Annotated in this window: 17 protein-coding genes and 1 pseudogene; 12 read left to right on the forward strand and 6 right to left on the reverse strand. The window is 37.8% G+C overall.

Going from position 1 to position 20,309, the window contains the following annotated elements; all coding sequences use genetic code 11:
• Window positions 1-111: 111 nt before the first annotated feature.
• The gene (locus tag H5122_RS01815; RefSeq protein WP_182681101.1) at window positions 112-1,095 is read right to left on the reverse strand and encodes an IS110 family transposase; all 984 of its coding nucleotides are present in this window, start codon (window positions 1,093-1,095) and stop codon (window positions 112-114) included.
• Window positions 1,096-1,748: 653 nt separating this feature from the next.
• Window positions 1,749-3,194: an exodeoxyribonuclease I gene (sbcB, locus tag H5122_RS01820; RefSeq protein ID WP_182681102.1), complete on the reverse strand. Its 1,446-nt coding sequence runs from the start codon at window positions 3,192-3,194 to the stop codon at window positions 1,749-1,751.
• A 290-nt stretch (window positions 3,195-3,484) separates the two neighbouring features.
• Here sbcB and H5122_RS01825 point away from each other — a divergent pair, with 290 nt between their 5' ends.
• The 4 genes from H5122_RS01825 to H5122_RS01840 all read left to right on the forward strand — a co-directional run bounded on the left by H5122_RS01825 (window position 3,485) and on the right by H5122_RS01840 (window position 7,112).
• Window positions 3,485-4,117, forward strand: coding sequence for a hypothetical protein (locus H5122_RS01825; RefSeq protein ID WP_182681103.1), 633 nt, complete (start codon window positions 3,485-3,487; stop codon window positions 4,115-4,117).
• A 42-nt stretch (window positions 4,118-4,159) separates the two neighbouring features.
• A complete protein-coding gene (locus tag H5122_RS01830; RefSeq protein ID WP_182681104.1) occupies window positions 4,160-4,972 on the forward strand; it encodes an alpha/beta fold hydrolase in 813 nt (270 codons plus the stop codon).
• 188 nt (window positions 4,973-5,160) lie between these two features.
• Window positions 5,161-5,568 (forward strand): hypothetical protein, encoded by a 408-nt coding sequence (locus H5122_RS01835; RefSeq protein WP_101162764.1) that lies wholly within the window; start codon window positions 5,161-5,163, stop codon window positions 5,566-5,568.
• Window positions 5,569-5,861: 293 nt separating this feature from the next.
• Window positions 5,862-7,112 carry a sodium:proton antiporter gene (locus H5122_RS01840; RefSeq protein ID WP_024600634.1) on the forward strand — a complete coding sequence of 417 codons (1,251 nt, stop codon included), beginning with the start codon at window positions 5,862-5,864 and terminating at the stop codon, window positions 7,110-7,112.
• A 75-nt stretch (window positions 7,113-7,187) separates the two neighbouring features.
• On the opposite strand, the gene H5122_RS01845 is transcribed toward H5122_RS01840, so the two are convergent.
• Window positions 7,188-7,736 (reverse strand): hypothetical protein, encoded by a 549-nt coding sequence (locus tag H5122_RS01845; protein WP_182681105.1) that lies wholly within the window; start codon window positions 7,734-7,736, stop codon window positions 7,188-7,190.
• Between the two features lie 378 nt (window positions 7,737-8,114).
• Here H5122_RS01845 and H5122_RS01850 point away from each other — a divergent pair, with 378 nt between their 5' ends.
• From H5122_RS01850 to H5122_RS01880, 7 genes are all read left to right on the forward strand, one after another.
• The gene (locus tag H5122_RS01850; protein WP_002963253.1) at window positions 8,115-8,522 is read left to right on the forward strand and encodes a hypothetical protein; all 408 of its coding nucleotides are present in this window, start codon (window positions 8,115-8,117) and stop codon (window positions 8,520-8,522) included.
• 512 nt (window positions 8,523-9,034) lie between these two features.
• Window positions 9,035-9,445 (forward strand): hypothetical protein, encoded by a 411-nt coding sequence (locus H5122_RS01855; RefSeq protein ID WP_182681106.1) that lies wholly within the window; start codon window positions 9,035-9,037, stop codon window positions 9,443-9,445.
• A 556-nt stretch (window positions 9,446-10,001) separates the two neighbouring features.
• Window positions 10,002-13,091 (forward strand): PilC/PilY family type IV pilus protein, encoded by a 3,090-nt coding sequence (locus H5122_RS01860; RefSeq protein ID WP_182681107.1) that lies wholly within the window; start codon window positions 10,002-10,004, stop codon window positions 13,089-13,091.
• Between the two features lie 250 nt (window positions 13,092-13,341).
• Window positions 13,342-13,680, forward strand: a complete 339-nt coding sequence (locus H5122_RS01865) for a methanolan biosynthesis protein EpsI (protein WP_182673484.1) — start codon at window positions 13,342-13,344, stop codon at window positions 13,678-13,680.
• Window positions 13,673-15,013 (forward strand): SPFH domain-containing protein, encoded by a 1,341-nt coding sequence (locus tag H5122_RS01870; protein WP_182681108.1) that lies wholly within the window; start codon window positions 13,673-13,675, stop codon window positions 15,011-15,013. Before H5122_RS01865 ends, H5122_RS01870 begins: the two co-directional genes overlap by 8 nt.
• Window positions 15,014-15,165: 152 nt before the next feature.
• Window positions 15,166-15,432 carry a YrhK family protein gene (locus H5122_RS01875; protein ID WP_182673482.1) on the forward strand — a complete coding sequence of 89 codons (267 nt, stop codon included), beginning with the start codon at window positions 15,166-15,168 and terminating at the stop codon, window positions 15,430-15,432.
• 89 nt (window positions 15,433-15,521) lie between these two features.
• The gene (locus H5122_RS01880; protein ID WP_182681109.1) at window positions 15,522-16,037 is read left to right on the forward strand and encodes a M23 family metallopeptidase; all 516 of its coding nucleotides are present in this window, start codon (window positions 15,522-15,524) and stop codon (window positions 16,035-16,037) included.
• A gap of 74 nt (window positions 16,038-16,111) precedes the next feature.
• Here the strand turns inward: H5122_RS01880 and H5122_RS01885 are convergent, their stop codons facing one another.
• Complete coding sequence (locus H5122_RS01885; RefSeq protein ID WP_182681110.1) at window positions 16,112-17,281, reverse strand: MFS transporter; 1,170 nt, start codon at window positions 17,279-17,281, stop codon at window positions 16,112-16,114.
• A gap of 243 nt (window positions 17,282-17,524) precedes the next feature.
• Between H5122_RS01885 and H5122_RS20135 the strand changes: the two are divergent.
• Window positions 17,525-17,658 (forward strand): annotated as a pseudogene (locus H5122_RS20135) (LysR family transcriptional regulator); the annotation flags it as partial.
• Window positions 17,659-17,677: 19 nt separating this feature from the next.
• Here H5122_RS20135 and H5122_RS01890 read toward each other — a convergent pair.
• On the reverse strand, window positions 17,678-18,679 hold the full coding sequence (locus tag H5122_RS01890; protein ID WP_002961833.1) for a LacI family DNA-binding transcriptional regulator: 1,002 nt from the start codon (window positions 18,677-18,679) through the stop codon (window positions 17,678-17,680).
• A 75-nt stretch (window positions 18,680-18,754) separates the two neighbouring features.
• Window positions 18,755-20,281, reverse strand: coding sequence for an MFS transporter (locus H5122_RS01895; RefSeq protein ID WP_182681111.1), 1,527 nt, complete (start codon window positions 20,279-20,281; stop codon window positions 18,755-18,757).
• Between the last annotated feature and the right edge of the window lie 28 nt (window positions 20,282-20,309).

Raw genomic sequence — 20,309 nt, forward strand, 5'->3', positions numbered from 1 at the left:
GGTTAGAGGCGCTGCGCTTTTCACGTTAGCAAGCTCTACGTTTACCCCAAAGTGTAGCGGTGAGTTTTACTTTGTAGATACCATCTCTCATTTTAAGCTTCAAGGTCGTATTTAACTTTCTTGGAGCTTAAACGCTTCTTGGTTTTTTATTACACCAAAACATATATGAATTAGCTTTCGCATATTTGCACACACAGCTTGCATCGGTGTTTTACCATTATTTATTAATGTTAACTTGTGTCGTTTTATTGTTTTATTCCATTGCCCAGCGACAATAGCTGCCATATAGAGTTTGCAGCGAATTCTGGCTGGCCCAAGTTTACTGATTGATGTTCGCCCTTTTAATTTACCCGATTCATTATGCCGTGGAATTAATCCACAATAAGCTGCTGCTTCTTTGGCTTTATTAAATTTTTTAGCCGCAAACAAATATGTCAGCTCTCTCGATAATACGGGCCCAATGCCAGGTATAGACTCAAGTAGTTTCCTGTTTCTTTTTAAATCAGGCTCACTATCTATGTGGTTATCAATGTCAGATTTAAGCTGTTTAATTTCGTCATCTAAAAACGCGATAGTCACTTTTATCGATTGGCAAACACGTGCTGAAACGTTGCTAAATTCATTTGCATCTAATCGGTTAGCTTCTCGTTGTCGGTTACTCTCAAGCGCATCTAAACGACGAATAAGGGCTTTAAGCTCTCTAACTTCTAACGCTTCAGGTTGCCAATAATCAACGACTGCGTGCTTTGCACAGCCGTAATGGGCAAGCATCGTTGCATCAGATTTGTCTGTTTTATGAATTATGTTTAACGCGTCTGCATACTTTTTAGCTTTACCAGGATTCGCTAAAATAATATTAAAGCCTTGCTCGTGTAAAAAATACATCAGCGCTTCATGATAAACACCCGTTGGTTCGAGTGTGATAACGAGTTCACTAGCAGCGCTTTTAGTTGTATTTAAAAGCCATTTTTCTATTTCTAAAAAGTCTTGATGCTTGTTTTTAAAGACTTTTGTTTTAATCTTGTTTGTAAGCTGGTCTCTCAACCACGATAAATCAATCTTCTCTTTACTAATATCAATGCCGATAAACATCATCTCTACTTACTCCCCTTGTACATACAGCATCTACTTAAATAAAAGTGTGCTTGGATACCATTCAGTTTGTGAGAATAGAAAGTCAGGGCTTTATCTACGGAGCAGTATTAAATACTAGGCGCGAAGGCAAGCTCACTGACTTCGATGTGATAAATGATAGCTAATCATTTATCAACGAGAGATACAAGACGCGAAGCTTGCTTGCGTGACGGGCAAAGCCCGTAAAGTAATTTATTCACAAAGAGGTTATGAGGCGCTGCGCTTTTAGAGGAAGTAATAGATCTAAAATTTATTGTTTTTATGTCTTCTCATTTACTCCTCTTGCTCTTCTCTTTGTGAATAGTGTTTTATTTAAGTAATCCCCAAAGTGTTGATATGAGTTTTACTTGTAGACGCGAAGCTTGCTTGCGTGACGGGCAAAGCCCGTAAAATAATTTATTCACAAAGAGGTTGTGAGGCGCTGCGCTTTAGAGGCAGTGATAGATAAAAAAGATTGTTGTTTTATGTCTTCTCATTTACTCCTCATTCGCTTCTCTTTGTGAAATAGATTTTGCTTTGTTTGAAGTGGTACAGGTATTTATAAACAAAAACGCGACGCTTTATTGCTAAAGCGTCGCGTTTTTAATGTGTTATATAAACAAAATTAAAGCAAATTACATGCTTTGAGCGTAATTATATAGCGCCTTTAAAATTGTAAGATTTTTTTCGCTGTCGTCATGTTCATGCGCTAGGTTTTCAAGGGTGATCATAAAATCTTGCGCGTTAATCGACGGTTGATCTTCCCCGTGCATTAACTTGTTTTGGCAATACTGGCGCCATTGGTCAAGCTCTTGCTGGTTTAGCGTTTCAGGCCAGTTACGGGCGCGGTATCTAAACAATAACGTATTAAACTTTTTATCTTCAAAGTCTAACTTCAACCCAGCTAACTCATCTGGTTTTGCATCTCGAATAATCGCAAACTTAGCTTTATCGGCATGGCTTGTAAACCCATCGTAAAGTAAGTAGTCAACGTTAGTAGTTGCGCTGTAATCGCCTTGCTCGTTAAACACTTCGGTTACTTTATCGCGAAGGTCGGTATTGGCTTTTAAAATAGCTAAGTTAGCTAAGCACTGCTCGCGGTTAATCCCTAGGCGGGCGGCGTTTTCAGGCAATAATGTTTTAGCTGGGGCTAAAATAGGGCACTTGTTTAAATGCACCAGTTTTAAGCCAACAGGTAATTCACCCTCGGCTAAATCTACACGTTTGGTGTATAAACGTTTGCGTAACTCTTCTACGTTTAAATCAATGAGTACTTGTGGATTTTGGGTTAAATCAAAACAAATAACCGCGTTTTTATTTACCGGATGAAAGCTCATTGGTGCAATCCAGCTTGTACAGCCTTGTGTTGCAGGTATGCGCGACGTGGTATGCACCAGCGGCGTCATGTTAAATACATCAACCAATTCAGCAAGGGCTTTTTTATTACGCAAACCAAAAAAGAAGTTATACAGCTTTGGTTGTTTTTCTTTTATTAGTTTAGCTAGTGCAATAGTGGCGGTTACATCGCTTAGCGCGTCATGCGCTGCAGCGTGTTCAATACCATTAGCTACCGTTAAATGCTCTAGCTTAAAGCTTGGGCTGCCATCTTCTTTTAACGGCCATTCAATGCCTTCAGGGCGCAGCGCATAACAAGCACGTACTAAATCAATAATATCCCAGCGACTATTATTATTTTTGTATTCACGCTCGTATGGGTCGTAAAAGTTACGGTAAAAGCTATAACGGCTTACTTCGTCATCAAACCGAATACTGTTATAACCGGCAACACAGGTGTTTGGCACGCTAAATTCGGCATGAATTTTTGCTATAAACTCAGCTTCAACCAAGCCTTTTTTCATTGCCACTTGTGGCGTAATACCTGTAATTAAGCACGCCTCAGGGTGAGGTAAGTAATCTGCTTGCGGCTTACAATATTCAATAAGCGGCTCGCCAATAATATTTAAATCAAGATCGGTACGAATACCCGCAAATTGGCTCGGCTTATCCTTTTGCGGGCTTGCCCCCCAAGTCTCGTAGTCGTGCCAATAGATTGTTGCTTGATTTTGCTCTTGATATGCCATGCTGAAAACCCTGAGTAGTTAACTTAAAAACGCCTAAATACGTGCCAAGTTACTAAAATAATGAATTATTTAGATTATGGCATATGGGCGAGGGAGTTTATAGGTTTGGGTGATAAATGATGTGTTAGTGATGTTTAATAATGTAACAATACCAGTCGCTAATATTGTTGGTTAGTGTGGTGAAAATGTCTTTATTAATGTAGTTATAAGGGTAATATTTTATAAATAGGGAATATAAGCATTTTGAACATTAAATTAATAGCGGCTTTGACTAATGGAGAAAGTGATTAATGGTAAATATGATAATTGGACTTCTATGTGCTTTAGCTGGTGGTTATATGGGGCACTATTTTACTGTAAAAATGTTCAATGACAGAGTCAAAGCACAAAATAAAGCTTTATATGATGAATTTGAAATAATTAAAGATATTTTTACTAGCCATATCAAAGGTTTATTAGATGACTTCGACTCAAATTTAAAATCGAAGTACTCAGGGCTACGTAAGCTAGATATGAGTTTTGTTAATAGTCTATTACTTGAACTGGCAGCATCAAAAGACATACCTTCAAAAGAGGTTCGATTATTGATAAAAAACCTAAATCAAGTCTCAGCAAACCTATCTGAGAAAATATATAGTCGAGAGAGTAAAATTGAAGAATGGTTTAATGCATCACTTAATATAGAGCCTAAAGATAGATTTGCATTTAAATCATCAATCCAATTTCATACCGGTGGGTTATTACTGGTAGCTATTGATGTTATTTACCACACAAGCAAAGTACTTCGTGACCGCAATCACTTTCAATTTAGTTCCCCTTCGCACATCGAATTTGCAGAAGTAGCATGTAAAGTTTCTGGTATATATTTTGATAAGCAAGTTTGGGAACGGATCGTCAGCGGTTCTTTTTCAGGTACTAAATAATATAAATAAATCTTAATAAGAGATTTTTTGGTTCAGAAAGCAATGAGATTAAAATTAAAAGTAATATTCCTTTGCTCATTCCTTATATCTACTAGTGCTTTAGCTGGACTGGCTAAAGTTCAAGTAAATGGCTTTGACGTTGAATACGAGCTAGCTGGTAAAGGTAAACATACTATTTTACTTGAAGCGGGCGGCTCTGCTGGTTTAAGTGATTGGGATCCGGTTTTTGAATCACTTACCAAGCACGCTAAAGTTATACGGTATTCTCGTATCGGTAATGGCGGCTCTGCACAAGTAAAGAAAAACTATAGCTCAGAAGAATATGCAGCTGAGGCTGTGTTATTACTCAAAACACTGAAAATAGAAGAGCCTGTTGTGTATGTTGCGCATTCTTATGGTGCTTATCTAGCGCGTGTATTTGCTGCAACATACCCTAATCATATTAAAGCGTTGATGTTAATTGAGCCTGCATCAGAGCACGATGTAGATATTATGCGCGCGATTGATTTGCCACGCGCTGAAAAAGAAATTGCAGCAATAAAGCTCGACGATATGAAAAATGGAATGTCGAATCAGTATTTAGATTTTTGGGCAAAACGCCCGCTACCAGATTATCCACAAATTGCTGATATACCCGTGACTGTTATCGCCTCAGTTAAAAAGTATAAAAAGCCATCTGTATTATTTTTTACTGACAAAGCGCGGGAAATGTGGGGCGACTTACATTCCAAGTGGGCTAATGCATTTCCTCAAGGTGAAATAGTAATAACAAATAAGAGCTATCACTACCCGCAAAATGATGAGCCAGAAATGGTTGTAGCCCAAGTAGTTAAGTTGCTTGAACGTACTAAATAAAGTGTTGGTTTGGTTGCTGATTGTATAAATACCAATTGCCGTAAATTAGTAATTTGGTATTAGACTAAAGTCTATAGGTTAGTTTTATTCACTTATTAGGTTTGTTTTAATCGTTTGTCGTTTTTGTGGTAATTCTCTAAAGTTCAGTTGTCGGCAACAAGCACGGCTTAACCAACAGGACTACGACCATGAAACTTACTCTTATCAAAACTATCGCTCTTAGCTCACTACTTACATGTTCAGCTGCTGCAATGGCTGAGCAAAGTGATTACAAATTAATGGTTATTGAAACTGCAACAGCGCCACAGCCACTTGAGCAATCATTTAATAGCTGCGCACTGAATGTTAAGTCAAAAAATTACGCTGAGGCTGAAGCAATTTGTACTAAAGCAATCGCACTTTTAAAAGACGCAGATGGCCCTAAATTTAAAGTACGCCAACTTACGTCATTCGCATTAAGCAACCGTGGTGTTGCACGTTTAAAAGCGAATAACGATACGGCTGGTCTTGCTGATTTATACGAAGCAAACCAAATGTCGACAAGTACAATGGTATCGCACAACTTAACTCGCGCTAAAGAAGAGCTTTCTTTATAAGCACTTTATAAACACTTTTATAAAGTGCTTACCAAAAGCATGTTATAAAATAGCGAGAGTAAAAAAACCCATGTTAGGTTAATTCCTAACATGGGTTTTTTTGTTTTATTTAACGCGTGAGTTAATACTTTAAATACGTTAATAGAGTAGGGTGTGTATTTATAATTAATATTTTGGGTATGCTTGTTTAGGCTACGCGAATATAATGCGAGATAACCGTATAAAAAATAATATCCTTTCTGCTTTGCTTATTTTGAGTAAGGCACCATTAAATAAATATTGAGATTTAAACCATGGCACCAGGAACCAGCCTAAGCGTACTTGAAATAAGTGCGATATTTTTATCAATTACCGCGTTACTCACCTATGTAAACCATCGCTTTATTGGTTTGCCAACAACCATTGGCGTTATGGTTATTTCGATGCTTTTATCTATCGGCGCTATATTTTTGGGCTTTTTAGGATTTGATGATCTTATAGATTACGAAGTGAGTTTGCTCGATCAGTTAGATTTTACTGAAGTTTTGCTTGATGGCATGCTCTCTATGCTGCTGTTTGCTGGGGCGCTACATGTAAATGTTAGCGATTTAAGGCGCTATAAATTGCCAATAGGTATTTTGGCCTGTGTTGGTACCTTGTTATCAACGGTTATTGTTGCTGGTGCGCTTTATTTAGTGCTTCCTTTGCTTGGTTTTGATTTAGCGTTTATTTGGTGCTTACTGTTTGGCGCATTAATTTCGCCAACCGATCCTATTGCGGTAATGGGAATTTTACAATCTGCGGGGGCGCCTAAAAGTATTGAAACCGTGATTGCGGGTGAATCGTTGTTTAACGATGGTATAGGCGTGGTTATTTTTGTGCTTTTATTGGGTGTTTTATCAAGTGGTGATATTCCTACAACTTATTATGTAGCGCACACACTGGCGGTTGAAGCCGGTGGCGGTATTGTTTTTGGTTTGGTATTAGGTGGTATTTTATATTACTTACTTAAAAGTATTGATAGTTACCAAGAAGAAGTACTCCTTACTTTAGCGGGCGTTATTGGTGGTTATGCATTGGCAAGCCATTGGCATTTGTCGGGCCCACTTGCAATGGTAATGATGGGGCTAATGGTGGGCAATCATGGTCGTAGTATGGCTATGAGCGACAAAACACGCCATTACGTTGATTTATTTTGGGAGCTGATTGACGAAATTTTAAATGCCATTTTATTTGTACTCATAGGGCTTGAGGTCGTCATGATTGCATTTTCGAGTAATTTATTTATTGCTGGTGGCTTAACAATTTTAATAGCGTTACTCGCACGTTTAATCGTTGTGGGTATAACAACCACTACATTTAATAAGCAATTAGAGTTGCCATCTGGTGCATGGAAAGTTTTAACCTGGGGTGGCTTGCGCGGTGGTATTTCGGTTGCACTGGTATTGCAACTACCTGATGGGAACGAGCGCGATATTTTGTTGGCTCTTACTTATGCGGTTGTGGTGTTTTCTATTTTAATTCAGGGTTTGAGTATTGGTAAAGTAGCCAAAACTATCCGTTAAATATAATTTTTTAAAAAGCGTGTGAAATAGCTGTATTTCACACGCTTTTATTTTTCTTATAAAACAAAAGGGCAATTAAAACGTAAAGCTGAGCTGCACACCGCTGTAAATATGTTCTTGTGCTTCCCAGTAGTCGCCATCTATTTGGCGTGCTCGGGTAAATATTTCTATTTTAAATGGCTTAAAGTGATAACCCGCACCTATACCTGCGTAGCCGTCTATATCGTTGTTCGATTTTTCTATTTGGTAGGTGTTATCGCCTCTATCGTTTTTAAAGGCGAGTTCGAACAGATCTAAGCCAAGCTCGGCGTATATAAAAAAGTCATTAAAATAACCAAGCTTCATGCCATTGTCCCACGTTATAAATTCTTCTTGCTCGCCTTGTTTATTATCGATTACTGCCGCGCCAATTGCGCTTGTAAAAACAACACCAAAGTTACTGTAATTTTGTTTGACCATCATTTCTACACCCGCAGATGTAATGCTGCTATCGCCATTAAATTCTGATTTTATAAACATACCGGTGTTAGGCATGTTGTTACCGAGTAAAAGCCTTGCGTTAGCATTTTGGCTAAATGATAAAAGCGTGCTTAATAAAACAAAAAGAGGAAGTGTGTGTGTCAAAAAAGTTAATCCATTAATGATGAAAAGTTACCAGAGCTACAATTATAAATACATGACTTAGTATTGCATGTAATTAAATGTATAAATTTGTTTGATTGTTATTCAGCTACGCCAAAGTAAGGTGTTTAAAATAAAACCAACTAAAAAAAAGCATAAATAATTATATACATTTTAAAACGTAAAGTAGCGATTTTAGGCACGATTGTTGGTTCGTAAGTTATTTAAATATATAGAAAAAGTTTAAACGTATTAGACTAAGGTCTATAGGTTAATTTTCTTCACTTATTAGGTTTGTTTTAATCGTTTGTCGGGGTTGTGTTAATTCTCTAAAGTTCAGTTGTCGGCAACAAGTACGACTTAACTTACAGGAAATTAATCATGAAATTTACACTTATCAAAACTATCGCTCTTAGCTCACTATTAACATGTTCAGCTGCTGCAATGGCTGATCAAAGTGATTACAAATTAATGGTTATTGAAACTGCAACAGCGCCACAGCCACTTGAGCAATCATTTAATAGCTGCGCACTAAATGTTAAGTCAAAAAACTACGCTGAGGCGGAAGCAATTTGTACTAAAGCAATCGCACTTTTAAAAGACGCAGATGGCCCTAAATTTAAAGTACGCCAACTTACGTCATTCGCATTAAGCAACCGTGGTGTTGCACGTTTAAAAGCGCATAACGATACAGCTGCACTTGCTGATTTATACGAAGCATCAAAATTGTCTAACAGCTCAATGGTATCGCACAACTTAACTCGCGCTAAAGAAGAATTATCGTTATAAAAAACCTTTATATCGTGTTTTATAAAGTGCTTACTAAAGCATGATATAAAATTGCGAGAGTAAAAAAGCCGATGTTGGATTAAACCCCAACATCGGCTTTTTTGTGTTTATTAACTTTGTATTGTGTTATACCAATCCGCAATAATACATAATCATTTTGCGGGGCTAAACGTGTCGCTACCTGCGTTAAAAAATTCTCATTTAGAACAACCAAATAGCGAATTTTTTGCCTAGCTATCAACACGTTTTTCCATCCTCAAAATAGACCACTTAATTAAGCGAATTGGTATTATTAAAAATAAAAAAATGTATTTTTCTATTTATTGTTTAGTTGTTTTTATGGTTTTTAACTAATTGTAATTAATAAGTATTTTTACGGTTGTTAGACTAAAGTCTATAGGTTAGATTTATTCACTTATTAGGTTTGTTTTTATCGTTTGTGGTAATTGAGCTAACACTCTAAAGTTTAGTTGTCGGCAACAAGTACGACTTAATTAATTAGGAATATAATCATGAAATTTACACTTTTAAAAACCATCGCTCTTGGCTCATTATTAACTTGCTCAGCTGCTGCAATGGCTAATCAAGGTGATTATAAATTAATGGTTATTGAAGACTCTGTAACTGCAGCACCTGCATTTGAAAAATCATTTAATAGCTGTGCTTTAAATGTTGAATCAAGAAACTACGAAGAAGCAGAAGCTATTTGTACACAAGCAATTGCTTTACTTAAGCAAAGTCATGGTCCACGTTTAAAAGTACGTGAACTTACATCGTTTGCATTAAGTAACTGTGGTGTAGCACGTATTAAGGCTCAAAAAGACACTGCTGGTATTTCTGATTTATATGAAGCAGTTCAAATTTCTAAAAACTCACTTGTAACACATAACTTAACTCGCGCAAAAAAAGAGTTATCTTTATAAGAATGCTTGTATAAAGCGCCTATAATTTAGCGAGAGTGTAAAAGCCCATATTAGGTAGCACCTAATATGGGCTTTTTTGTATGTTTGAATAACCGTAGTTACCTATAAACACACTTCTTTTAATAAAACAGTTTTACTGAATAATAGCGCTTTAAAGAGTGATTTTTAGAGCTTTACGTTACTAATTTATATTGGTAAGTACTTGTTACCTAAAACATAGATCTATAAATATAGAAACATAGGTAAAAATATAGTTTTTTAGCATGATTTAACTGTGCAGCAAAACGGGATTGTTTTATTTAAGCTGTTGTTTTTAATTGATAATAAAACCTAATGTCTTTGACTTTAGTCTGTTTTTATTTGAAAATCGAAGTAATATATATTTTATAGCATTGACGCCACGTGGGTGCTAATCACTGTTTTGTGATGAATAGCTAGATATGACTTTTGTTTTAATTTTTAGTCCCACCTCAATATTACTAAAAATTAAACAGGGAATAGAGTAGTTATTAACTTGCGCAATAAAAATAAAAAGCGCAAATAAAGGGATTTAAAAATGCAATTTAAACTAAAAAAAATAGCTGCCTTGTTATTCGGGGTAGGTATTAGCCTTTCTGTATTTGCCGAAGATATAGAGCTTTACGTAAACCATAATGTTGAAACCGACGAAAACCCTCGTGTACTTATTATTTTTGATACTTCAGGAAGTATGAAGACTAAGCTGCCTAATGGGGGCCCTAGAAAAATCGATGCTGGTATAAGCGCAATGAGTCAGTTAGTTACCGATAATAGCTCTATCGATTTTGGTTTGATGCGTTTTAAAAATGATAATGGCGGCTATATTATGGCTGGCCTTGGATCTCCCCATTCTACAATTCTAAGCCAAATTTACAATTTACCAGCAGCTGGTAGTACCCCAGTTACAGAAACCCTATGGGAAGCCTACTTGTATCTAACAGGTCAGAAAGTGTACTACGGGCAAAACTCAAATGAGCGCGATTTTTCTGCTGAAACTGGTTCTTTATACTACGACAATAACTCTCGATACATATCACCATTTACCCAAGCAGTTGGTGCCGACGTACGTTGTGATAACTCAATCAATTTAATTTTGATGACTGACGGTGATCCTCAAAATGATACTAACCGAAACAATGATATCAAATCATTATACAAATCTACTTTTGGCTCAAACCCAGCTAAAACAAGTGGCAGTTATTTAGCCGCTTTAGCTCAGATAATACATGGTACAAGAGATGTAGAGGTGGATTTGTACGACACTACGCCGGAGGTTGCCGATACCGGACGCGTTTTTACTATCGGTTTTGGTAGTGGCATGAGTACAAATGGTAAAAAGTTATTAGAAAAAACCGCTTTATTGGGCGGCGGCGAGTACTTACATGCAGAAACATCGACTGAACTTTCTGAAGCGCTTAATAATACAATATCGAAAATACGCGAAGTTAACGATAGTTTTTCATCCCCTACGGTAGCTAGTAATAATGTTGACCAAACACGTAGCAGAGAGTCAATTTACTTTGCGATGTTTTACCCAGAAACAGGCGCACGTTGGAGCGGTAATTTAAAAAAGCTTAAAGTGTCTGGTGCAAATATAGTCGATTCAACTGATAAAATAGCCCTTGATGAAAATGGGTTAATTGATGAGAAAGCGCGAACATTTTGGTTGCCAACTAATAAGCCTGCAGATGGGAATTTAGTAGCTCAGGGTGGCGTAAATTTACTTTTATCAACTTTAGACCCCGATAGCCGTAAAATTTATATAGATAAAACGGGCAGTATTATTGATTTTACTTTTGATAAAGTACAAACCATTTTAAATTTAGCGACAAGTACAGTTACCGATCTTGCTCCTGATTTGATTCCTAATATTGGGTTAACTTTACAGGAAAGTGATATTAGCTGGGCACGAGGAATTGATGTTGATAATGAAGACGGTGATAACTCATCAGTAGATCAACGAATCAATATTTTTGGCGACCCTTTGCATTCAAAGCCGGTATCTATAGATTACGGCGATGGAAGTATTCACATACTTGTTGGTACTAATGCCGGCTTTTTACATATGTTCGAAGACAAAGGCGATACGGTTGAAGAAAAGTGGGCTTTTACACCTGCTGCCTTATTAAAAAATATTCCTGCTTTGCGTAGTAATCTTGCAAATACAAAAGTGTATGGCATGGATGGGCCTATAAGTGTGTTCTTTAATAATAAAGGCTCAAATAGCGAAGGGTTAAATGATGGTGTTATTAGAGCAAGTGATAATGATGAAGTGTGGGCATTTGCAGGCATGCGCAGAGGCGGTAATAATTACTACGCGCTTGATATAAGTGACCCAAAAAAACCTAAAAAATTATGGAATAAGCCTATTGTTGGTGGCTCAGAAGAATTTAAATATTTAGCGCAAACATGGTCTAAACCTCAAATTGCATACATTAAAGCCTTTGGTGAGGATCCATTGCTAATATTTGGCGCAGGCTACGATACAAACAAAGATAATGCGATTAGAACAACAGATGAAACCGGACTAGGTATCTACATTGTTAATGCTAAAACTGGCGAAAAGGTATGGGCGCTGACTCCAGATGAACATGGTTTTACCGGAGAGCACAGTATTGCAGCGGATGTAACTACGCTTGACTCAGATTACGACGGGTATATTGACCGAATTTATGCAACCGATACTGGCGGTAATATTTGGCGAGTAGATATTCCTAGTGACGATGAAGATGATATTACTCATTTTAAACTTGCGGAGCTTGGCAGTACATTAGCGTCGCAAGACAGACGTTTTTTTTACAAACCGTTAGTTGCGAGAACGCTGTTTAGTAAAGTCACTAAAACCAATTATGGTGGTGAAATGATCACGACCCGTTTAGATACCCCGTACGACGCAATAGTAATAGGTAGCGGAAATCGTTCAAACCCACTAGCTACTAATGAGCAAGATCAGCTGTATATGATCCGTGATGAAAACACCGTAACAAAAATATTTACTGAATTTCCAGCCCCAATAGTGCCAGATGATTTAATGAAAATGAATGAAGACCCATTCGGTAACGCACTTGATGACGTTGATAAATTTGTTGATCTTGAAGTTGATTTAGCGGAATTTAAAGGGTGGCGATATGAATTAGGGACAGGCGAAAAATCCCTTGCTGCAGCAACCGTCGTTGGTGGGGTTGCTTACTTTACTTCCTTTACGCCTGCATCTTCATCATCAACACAAAACCAATGTTCGTTAACGGGGGGCGGTGGTTCGCTTTATGCTTTTCATTTGCATTATGGAACAAAGGTTTATGACGATGTGAAATTTGCAACAAGTAATGATGTACCAGATACACCGCAGCTATTTTTTGGGGAAGGCCCGTCGTGTGCAGATAATGATGCAGATGGTAAGTGCGATTGGGATGACGAAACGGATGTAACGCAAGTTAGTCAGTTTTATTTAATAGGCCCTGGCATTGAGGGTTCTGATAAGCCAATAAAAGCGATTGAAATACTTGGACCAAATTTAAATATTGAAGATGGAAAAGTTAAGCTAGTAAATGGCGCTGAACCAATTGGTTTTGGCTTCAAAACTCAACAAACGTATATTTATAAACGCGAAGAAAACGATAGTAATTAATATTTAAAACTAAGCTCAAAAATAAGCTTAAAAATAAGTAGTTATAAAACGGCTGCCCTAATCAGGTGGCTTTTTTATTAATATAAACCTACTTTTCGATGCTCAGTATAATTTCAGCTTTAAATTTATTCGTGATTATTTAATCTGTTTTTTGCTTGGGTTTAATGTAAAATCATCGGCTTAACAAATTTGTATCAATTTTTACAAGTGTTATTACTGATAAATATTCTAACCAATTTAAGTAGATCTTATGATTATTTATATTATTGGGCTAAGTTTACTTGTTATTATTTTATGCGTTGCACTTTATGTAATTTACAGCAACGTACATAAAAGTCGGGTAAGAAAATCCAAGGAATACAACGTACTGTTTGATAAAGACACGATAGTGGATGAACTAATCACTCAACTAACAGAAAAAAATCAAACACAAGAAAACCAAGATAAAACAGCTAAAGGTAAAGAAGAGATCCTTGCAACATTTGTTGAGTTACATCGCTCTGGTAGCTTTTGCGCACATTTGAGTGAACAGGAAATTATTTACTTTGTTAAAAAGAAATTAAACATGGAGAGTAATATAAATGGATAGCGAAAAAGCAGTCCCAGCAGTAAAAAGTGACTCATTTATGAGTCGATTTGGTCGTCGTAATGTAATTATAGTGTCATCAATTGTTGTTGTATTGGCAGTAATAGCAACCCTTACATCGCAAGTTGTTTCGTGGAATGAAGCAGATGAGCGTTTAGTACATCAATCAGCTTTTACAGGTAACTTAACCGTAATAAATCAAGCCGGCCCTTACTTAAAAGCATTTGGTAGTACATCCGCTTATAAAAAAGTAATTTCTATTAACTTTACGGGCGATGCCGGCGCAACAGCAAGCGCAATTGTACCGCTAATACCAATTCGATTTTTAGATACTACAACGGGTGGCGCACGAGGTGTCTCTCGTTTTAGATTACCAGGCAATGTACCAGCAGCTGAGTCGGGTGCTCTACGTGGTTTACTTAAAATACACGAAGAGTTTGGTTCACAAGAAACATTAATATCTAATTTATTAATGCGTGCGACCACTGAAAATGTAAAAGCGTCGGCGCGAATGATGTCGGTAGAGCAACATTACTCTGGTGGTAATGGTCAATTAAGCCAAGATTTTGCGGATCAATTAACAAACGGTATTTTTGTTACTGAACAAATTATTAGTACCGGAGATCGTGATAAATCTGACGATTTAGGCAATTTAAGTAAACAGCAGCGTGTCACTATTAATATTAAAATGGACGATGAAGGTAATACACTGCGTAACGCACCCATTTTAGGCGCTTACGGTATTACAGTAGTAGATGCCAGCATTATTGATATTGATTATGAGAGCAAAGTAAATGCTCGCCTTGAAGCTCAAAAGCAAGCTGCTGCTGATGAAGCGCTAGCGCGTCAAAACCTTAAAAAAGCAGAGCAACAAGCACGTACCGAAGTGGCTTTAGGTGAGCAAGCAATTGCTAAGCAACGTGCTGAATCTGAAAAGCTAAAAATTAAAGAGCAAATTGATGCTGAGCGAATTAAGGCAAATGCCATTATTTCTGCGCAGCAACGAGTGGCTGTAAAAGCGGAGCTTGCAAAAGAGCAAGAAGAGATTTTAAAGCAACAACGTTTAGAAGCATTAGGTATGGACGTTTTAGCTGAGGCTCGTTTAAGAGCTAAGTCTGCTGCACTTGATCCAAAGTATGTATTTGATGAAACGCTAAAAGCAGAAGTTAAAATTCAAACTGCTTTATTTACAAGCTTAGGTAATAGCCGTTTAGTGCCTGAAATTGTAATAGGCGCAGGCCAAGGCGAGCAAAGTAATGGCTCTGAATTTATGCGTTTATTAGCCGCCGATGCTGCATTAAGTCTTAAAAAGCGTTTAGAAAAAGAGAAAAAATAAACGATTAGTTAAGTATTGCACAAACAATAAAAACGTTGGCTGATTCGCATTAGCCAGCGTTTTTTATTGCGTAAATTTTGTTATTGTATGGTGCGGCTTAGCTTGTGAAAACAAGCTTTTTAAATTATGAAATAAAAGAGTGAGCAGTACTTATGGATTCCAGTAATCAGTTTATTTTAGATTTAGGACAAGAGCATATTACCATCCAGCGACGATATGAAGCGCTGGGAGCGTTTAACGATTTTTTGATTGCTGTTTGGTTTTTAATTGGCAGTTTTTTCTTTTTAAATGACTCACTAATAGAAAGTGGCACATGGCTGTTTATAGCGGGCAGTGCTCAATTGCTTATAAAACCTGTTTTGAAGTTGATCAGCTTAGTACATGTTAGTCGGGTATTTCATTCAAATAAAACTTCATAAGTAAAACCATAAATACGACTCATGATGAGTTCAGTTATTACGGCTAATAATTTACCAGTATAAGTTATTTAAATATCAAGGATAGAGCATTGAAAGTACTTAAGTGGATTGCAATTGGAATAGCTATTTTATTAATAGTAGGCTTACTAATTCCCGAAAAAATAATGATTCCGGTACAAGGTGCCACAAGTAAAGATTGGAACCATAACACGTTTTGGTACGAGCCTTGGGGTAGGTCGGGTGTGCACAAAGGAATTGATATTTTTGGCACAAAAAATACCCCCGTAGTTGCCTCAACAAGCGGTATTGTTATATTTGCAGGTGAGTTAAGCCGAGGTGGTAAAGTGGTTGCGGTGCTTGGGCCTAAATGGCGCGTGCATTATTTTGCACATTTAAATGACTACTCGGTAAGTACAGGTGATGTAGTAAGCATAAACAGTCAAATTGGCTTACTGGGCGATACCGGAAATGCCGCAGGAAAACAGCCTCATGTGCATTATTCTATTTTATCGTTAGTGCCTATGCCGTGGCTTTTTACAACGCAAAACCAAGGGTGGAAGAAGATGTTTTTTTTGAGCCCACATAAAAAACTCACTGCTAAATAATAGTTTTAGCTGTTAAATCAAGATGTTTAACAGCTAGAATTAGTTAATAAGCAAGCGTGTATTTAAGCTAAAAATTAGCCTGCAACAGGTGTTTTACCCGCGCGAATATTTTTAATGCTTTTAATAAACATATAAATACAGGTAGTGATTAAACAGCCTGCTAAATAAAACACAATACCATTGGGTGCATCAGATAAATTTGCAGCAAGCATAGGGCCAAATACCGAACCAATACTGTAACTCAAAAGCATTACCTCAGTTGCTGAGACTATTTTTGCCATTGGCAATGAGTCGCACGCAAGTGTTATAGCAATCGGGTAAAGTGCAAAGCTGCATGCGCCTAGTATTAAGTAGCTTACTATTAATCCTGCTAAAGTGTTTGCTTGTAGTATACCCACAGCACCGGCTGCGCCTACTAAACAGAACATACCCATCAATAAGCTTTTTTCAAGCCGAGTAGATAAGTAACTCACAAGCGGCTGCACGACCATGCCGCCTAAAATAATAACCGCCATAAGTGTCCCTGTGTACTGAGCTTGATCAGCTTGTGCTGCAATATACACCGGCATTAAGCCGTAAATAGGGCCCAGTAATAAGCCCGATGCTAAGCATCCGAGCATAGCTGGGTGGCTTAATGTTTTTATTTCTTTTAGTGGTAGTTTTTCAAGGTGCTGTTTTTCGGGCTGACCTTTGGTTATTAATAAAGGCGCTAAAATAGCTAAAAATAATAACGAGGCTACAAATAAATAAGGCGTTGAACCTTCGGTGCCAAGTGGCCCTATAGCAAGTTGACCAACCGCGCTGCCCCCATAAAGTGAGGTCATGTATAAACCCAAACGTTTAGCCCGCGACTTTGCTGTGTTGGTCATTAACAACCAAGACTCAACAACGACAAACACACCGGCAACAGCAACACCTGCTACAAATCGTGCAATTAACCAGTTAACGGTATTTGGCAGTGCAAGTTGTGCAAGCACGCTTGCTATTAATAAGCTTAAAAATAATATAAAGGCGAAGCGATGACCAATTTTTACCACAATGCGCTCTATTGTGGTTGCGCCAATAAGTAAGCCAAAGTAAAAAATGCTCGCAAGCCAAGGCGCTAGGTTTTCATCGAGTTTAAATGCGGGTAACGACAGCGGAATAAGGCTCATTAAAAAGCCGGATGCGATAGCAAAAAATGACAGCCCGATAACGGGTGCTAAAGGGTTATTAGAGGTGCTTGTGGCGGCTGATTCGGCCATTTGTGTTTATCGACTCTTGAAGGTAAATAACCACTGTTTTAAAGTTTGAGAGGTTACTTTAATAATAAAATTTGCGCGAATTTAGAGCCAAATTAAAAATAAGTAAAGTGATATTTTATTAAACAATATAAATAAACTTTAAAACGATCTATTTGGTAAATTATCGGATCTATTATGCTTTTTATTGTAGTTTTTTCATGTGGATATTGTTTTATATTTGTGAGCATTTATGTCTGAATAGGTTTTTTTGTAATGCAAGCAGACAGGCACATATCGCATGCTGCACGTCACTTGTAAAGTTTACGCAGCAGCACGTAGAGCAATATTTAAATACGCAGTGGGTGCGTAATGAATTCCATAACTTAGATTTAAACTAGATTTAAATTCGGTTTAAAGTTAATTAATATCGGGTGTTGAGTCTCTTAAAATAAGCTTTGGCTGAAACACGTGCTTTACTGTTATGCCGCTTTTTTTGTAAATGTCTTTAAGCACTAAGTTAGCCGCAGCTCGGCCCATTTCGGGAACTGGGTTATCTATTGTAGTCAGTGTTGGGTAGAGATAATTGGTAAAAATTACGTTATCGAACCCAATAATGGCTAAATCTTTTGGCAGGTTAAAACCGTGTTCGCGGGCGTATTTCATAGCACCCGATGCCATTTCGTCATTGGCGCATACAAGCGCGGTTATTTGCGCTTTATTTTGAATAAAATGCCTTAAACCATCGCTGCCGCCGGTTTCTTTAAAGTCGCCTATGTAAAATAAGTTTTCGTCAAAGGTTAGGTTGTATTCTGCTAGGGCTTTTTTGTGGCCTTTTAAACGGTTTGACGCATCTTCTTTAAACTGCGGGCCTGCTATGTATGCAATGTTTTTATGACCTTTGTTTATCATGGCTTTAGTGGCTAAGTAGCCGCCCATTACGTTGTCGAGGCTAATGCAGTTTTCTTCAATTTCTTTAACGTAGCGGCTCATTAAGTAAATAGGGGTTTTGCCTTTACTTAACTCAATTAGATACTCGTTTGATACCGCTTCTACGTGGGCAATAATAGCGTCGCAGTTACGGCCTATTAAAAACTCAAAGCCGCTTTTTTCTTTTTTCTCGTCACTGTGCCCAGGCGTAATAATAACGTGTTTACCCGCTATACGAAGGTGCTCTTCAATGGCTGACATCATTTGACCAAAAAACGGACCATCCAACTCAGAAACTAAAATACCGACGCTGTTTGTAGTGCTAGATGCCAAAGAGCGTGCAATAGAACTTGGCTGATAGCCTAGCTCTTTCATTGCTTCTAATACCTTTTTTTTAGTTTTTTTGCTTACGTAATCGTTGTCGTTAAGTACCCTTGAAACAGTTGATAAAGACACACCTGCCATTTCTGATACTTGATAAATTGTCGCCATTGATGTCCTAGCTTATATGTGTTTTTACTCGCGCTTTATAAAAATATAAAGCGCGAAGGGTCATTAAAAGTTAATTTACACATTACTGCGTCTAATTGCTAAGTCTTCTGTTATTTTTTGCGTCATCGCTGAGGTTAGTGGATAAATAAGCATCAATGCGGCGCCTAAAAAAGCAAATGCGGCAGGTATCCAGCTCATAAGTAACTGCATACCAGGTAAGGCTTGTGTAATTGTTAGCTCATCCATACCGTTATAGCCGTAGCCTGCAAGTACCACCAATACTAATGCACCGGCAAAACCACCACCTGTTTTTTGCACAAATGTACCCGCAGAATAAATAAGGCCTGTAGCGCGGCGTTTGTTTTTCCACTCTGAATAATCGGCTGAATCACCAAGCATACTAAAAAATAATGTTGGCATCATCGCGGCAAAAAATTCAGCAGCGCAACCAAAGGTAAATACAGCAACCAGGTTATCGCTAGGCACCCAGTAAAATGCAGTAGTGAGTATGCCGCTTAGCATTAATGATGCAATAAATAGGTTTCGTTTACCCATAATTTCGGCCAGTTTACCTGTGGCAAGTGCGCCAAATATAGATACAACCAACAAAGCGATAAAGTATTGCCCAGCCATGAGTTCATTGGCTACGTGGTACTTAAAGTAGTACGCAATTACACCGTATTTTATGCCATTAAACATCATGGTTAAAAAACCAATGCCGAGTAATATCAGCCAAGGTTTGTTGGTCAGAAGATCAACCATATCGCGCTGTGAGCCCGTTAAGCTTTGTTTATCTTTATTGAGCAATTTTTTAATAACGAATGTCATTGCAGCCATAACAAGGGCAAAAAATCCGCCGCTGTATAAATCGCGGTAATAAAAAAACAGGGTGGTAGCAAGCAAAGGTAGGATTATAAATGGCAGGCTTTTGGTTAAATCAAATAACTCTGATTTTAAATTCCCTTCATTTGAGGCATGCGGTGTTACACGCTCTTTGGTGGTCGCAAACGTTATAATCATTAAAATAATAAGTAAGCTGGCAAATAAGTACATAGTAAGCTGATAGCCTTTGGTGTTGTCGCCGCCACCAAAAAATGCCACTAGCTCAGGTAAAAAACCCATAACCAATAAGCCACCAGTAAACGCACCTGCAAACCTAAAACCAGAGAGCTTTGTGCGCTCTGTATCGTCTGGTGTCATTACGCCCATAAGTGCCGAGTAGGGCACATTACTTACGGTGTAAGCAAGCGTTAAACCTATGTAGGTTACGTAAGCATAAATAAGTTTATTGGTGGTGCTAAAGTCGGGTGTAGTAAAACACAACACCATAAACAAGCCCAAAAACGGTGCCGAATAGAGTATCCACGGGCGAAATTTACCAAAGCGCGACTGCGTTCTATCGGCAATCATACCCATAATAATATCGGTTACGCCATCTGATAGCCTTACCACCAAAAACAACATGGCAGCGGCGGCTGCCGATATGCCAAATGTATCGGTGTAAAACACCGCTAAATAAGCAAGCGCGCCGCGCCATACTAAGTTAGCACCGGCATCGCCCATGGCGTAACCTACTTTTTCGTATAAAGGGAGTTTGTTCACTGTGTGTGTTCTTATTGTTATAAGCCGA

This window comes from Pseudoalteromonas sp. SG43-8 (assembly GCF_014164245.1).
Lineage (GTDB): Bacteria > Pseudomonadota > Gammaproteobacteria > Enterobacterales > Alteromonadaceae > Pseudoalteromonas > Pseudoalteromonas distincta.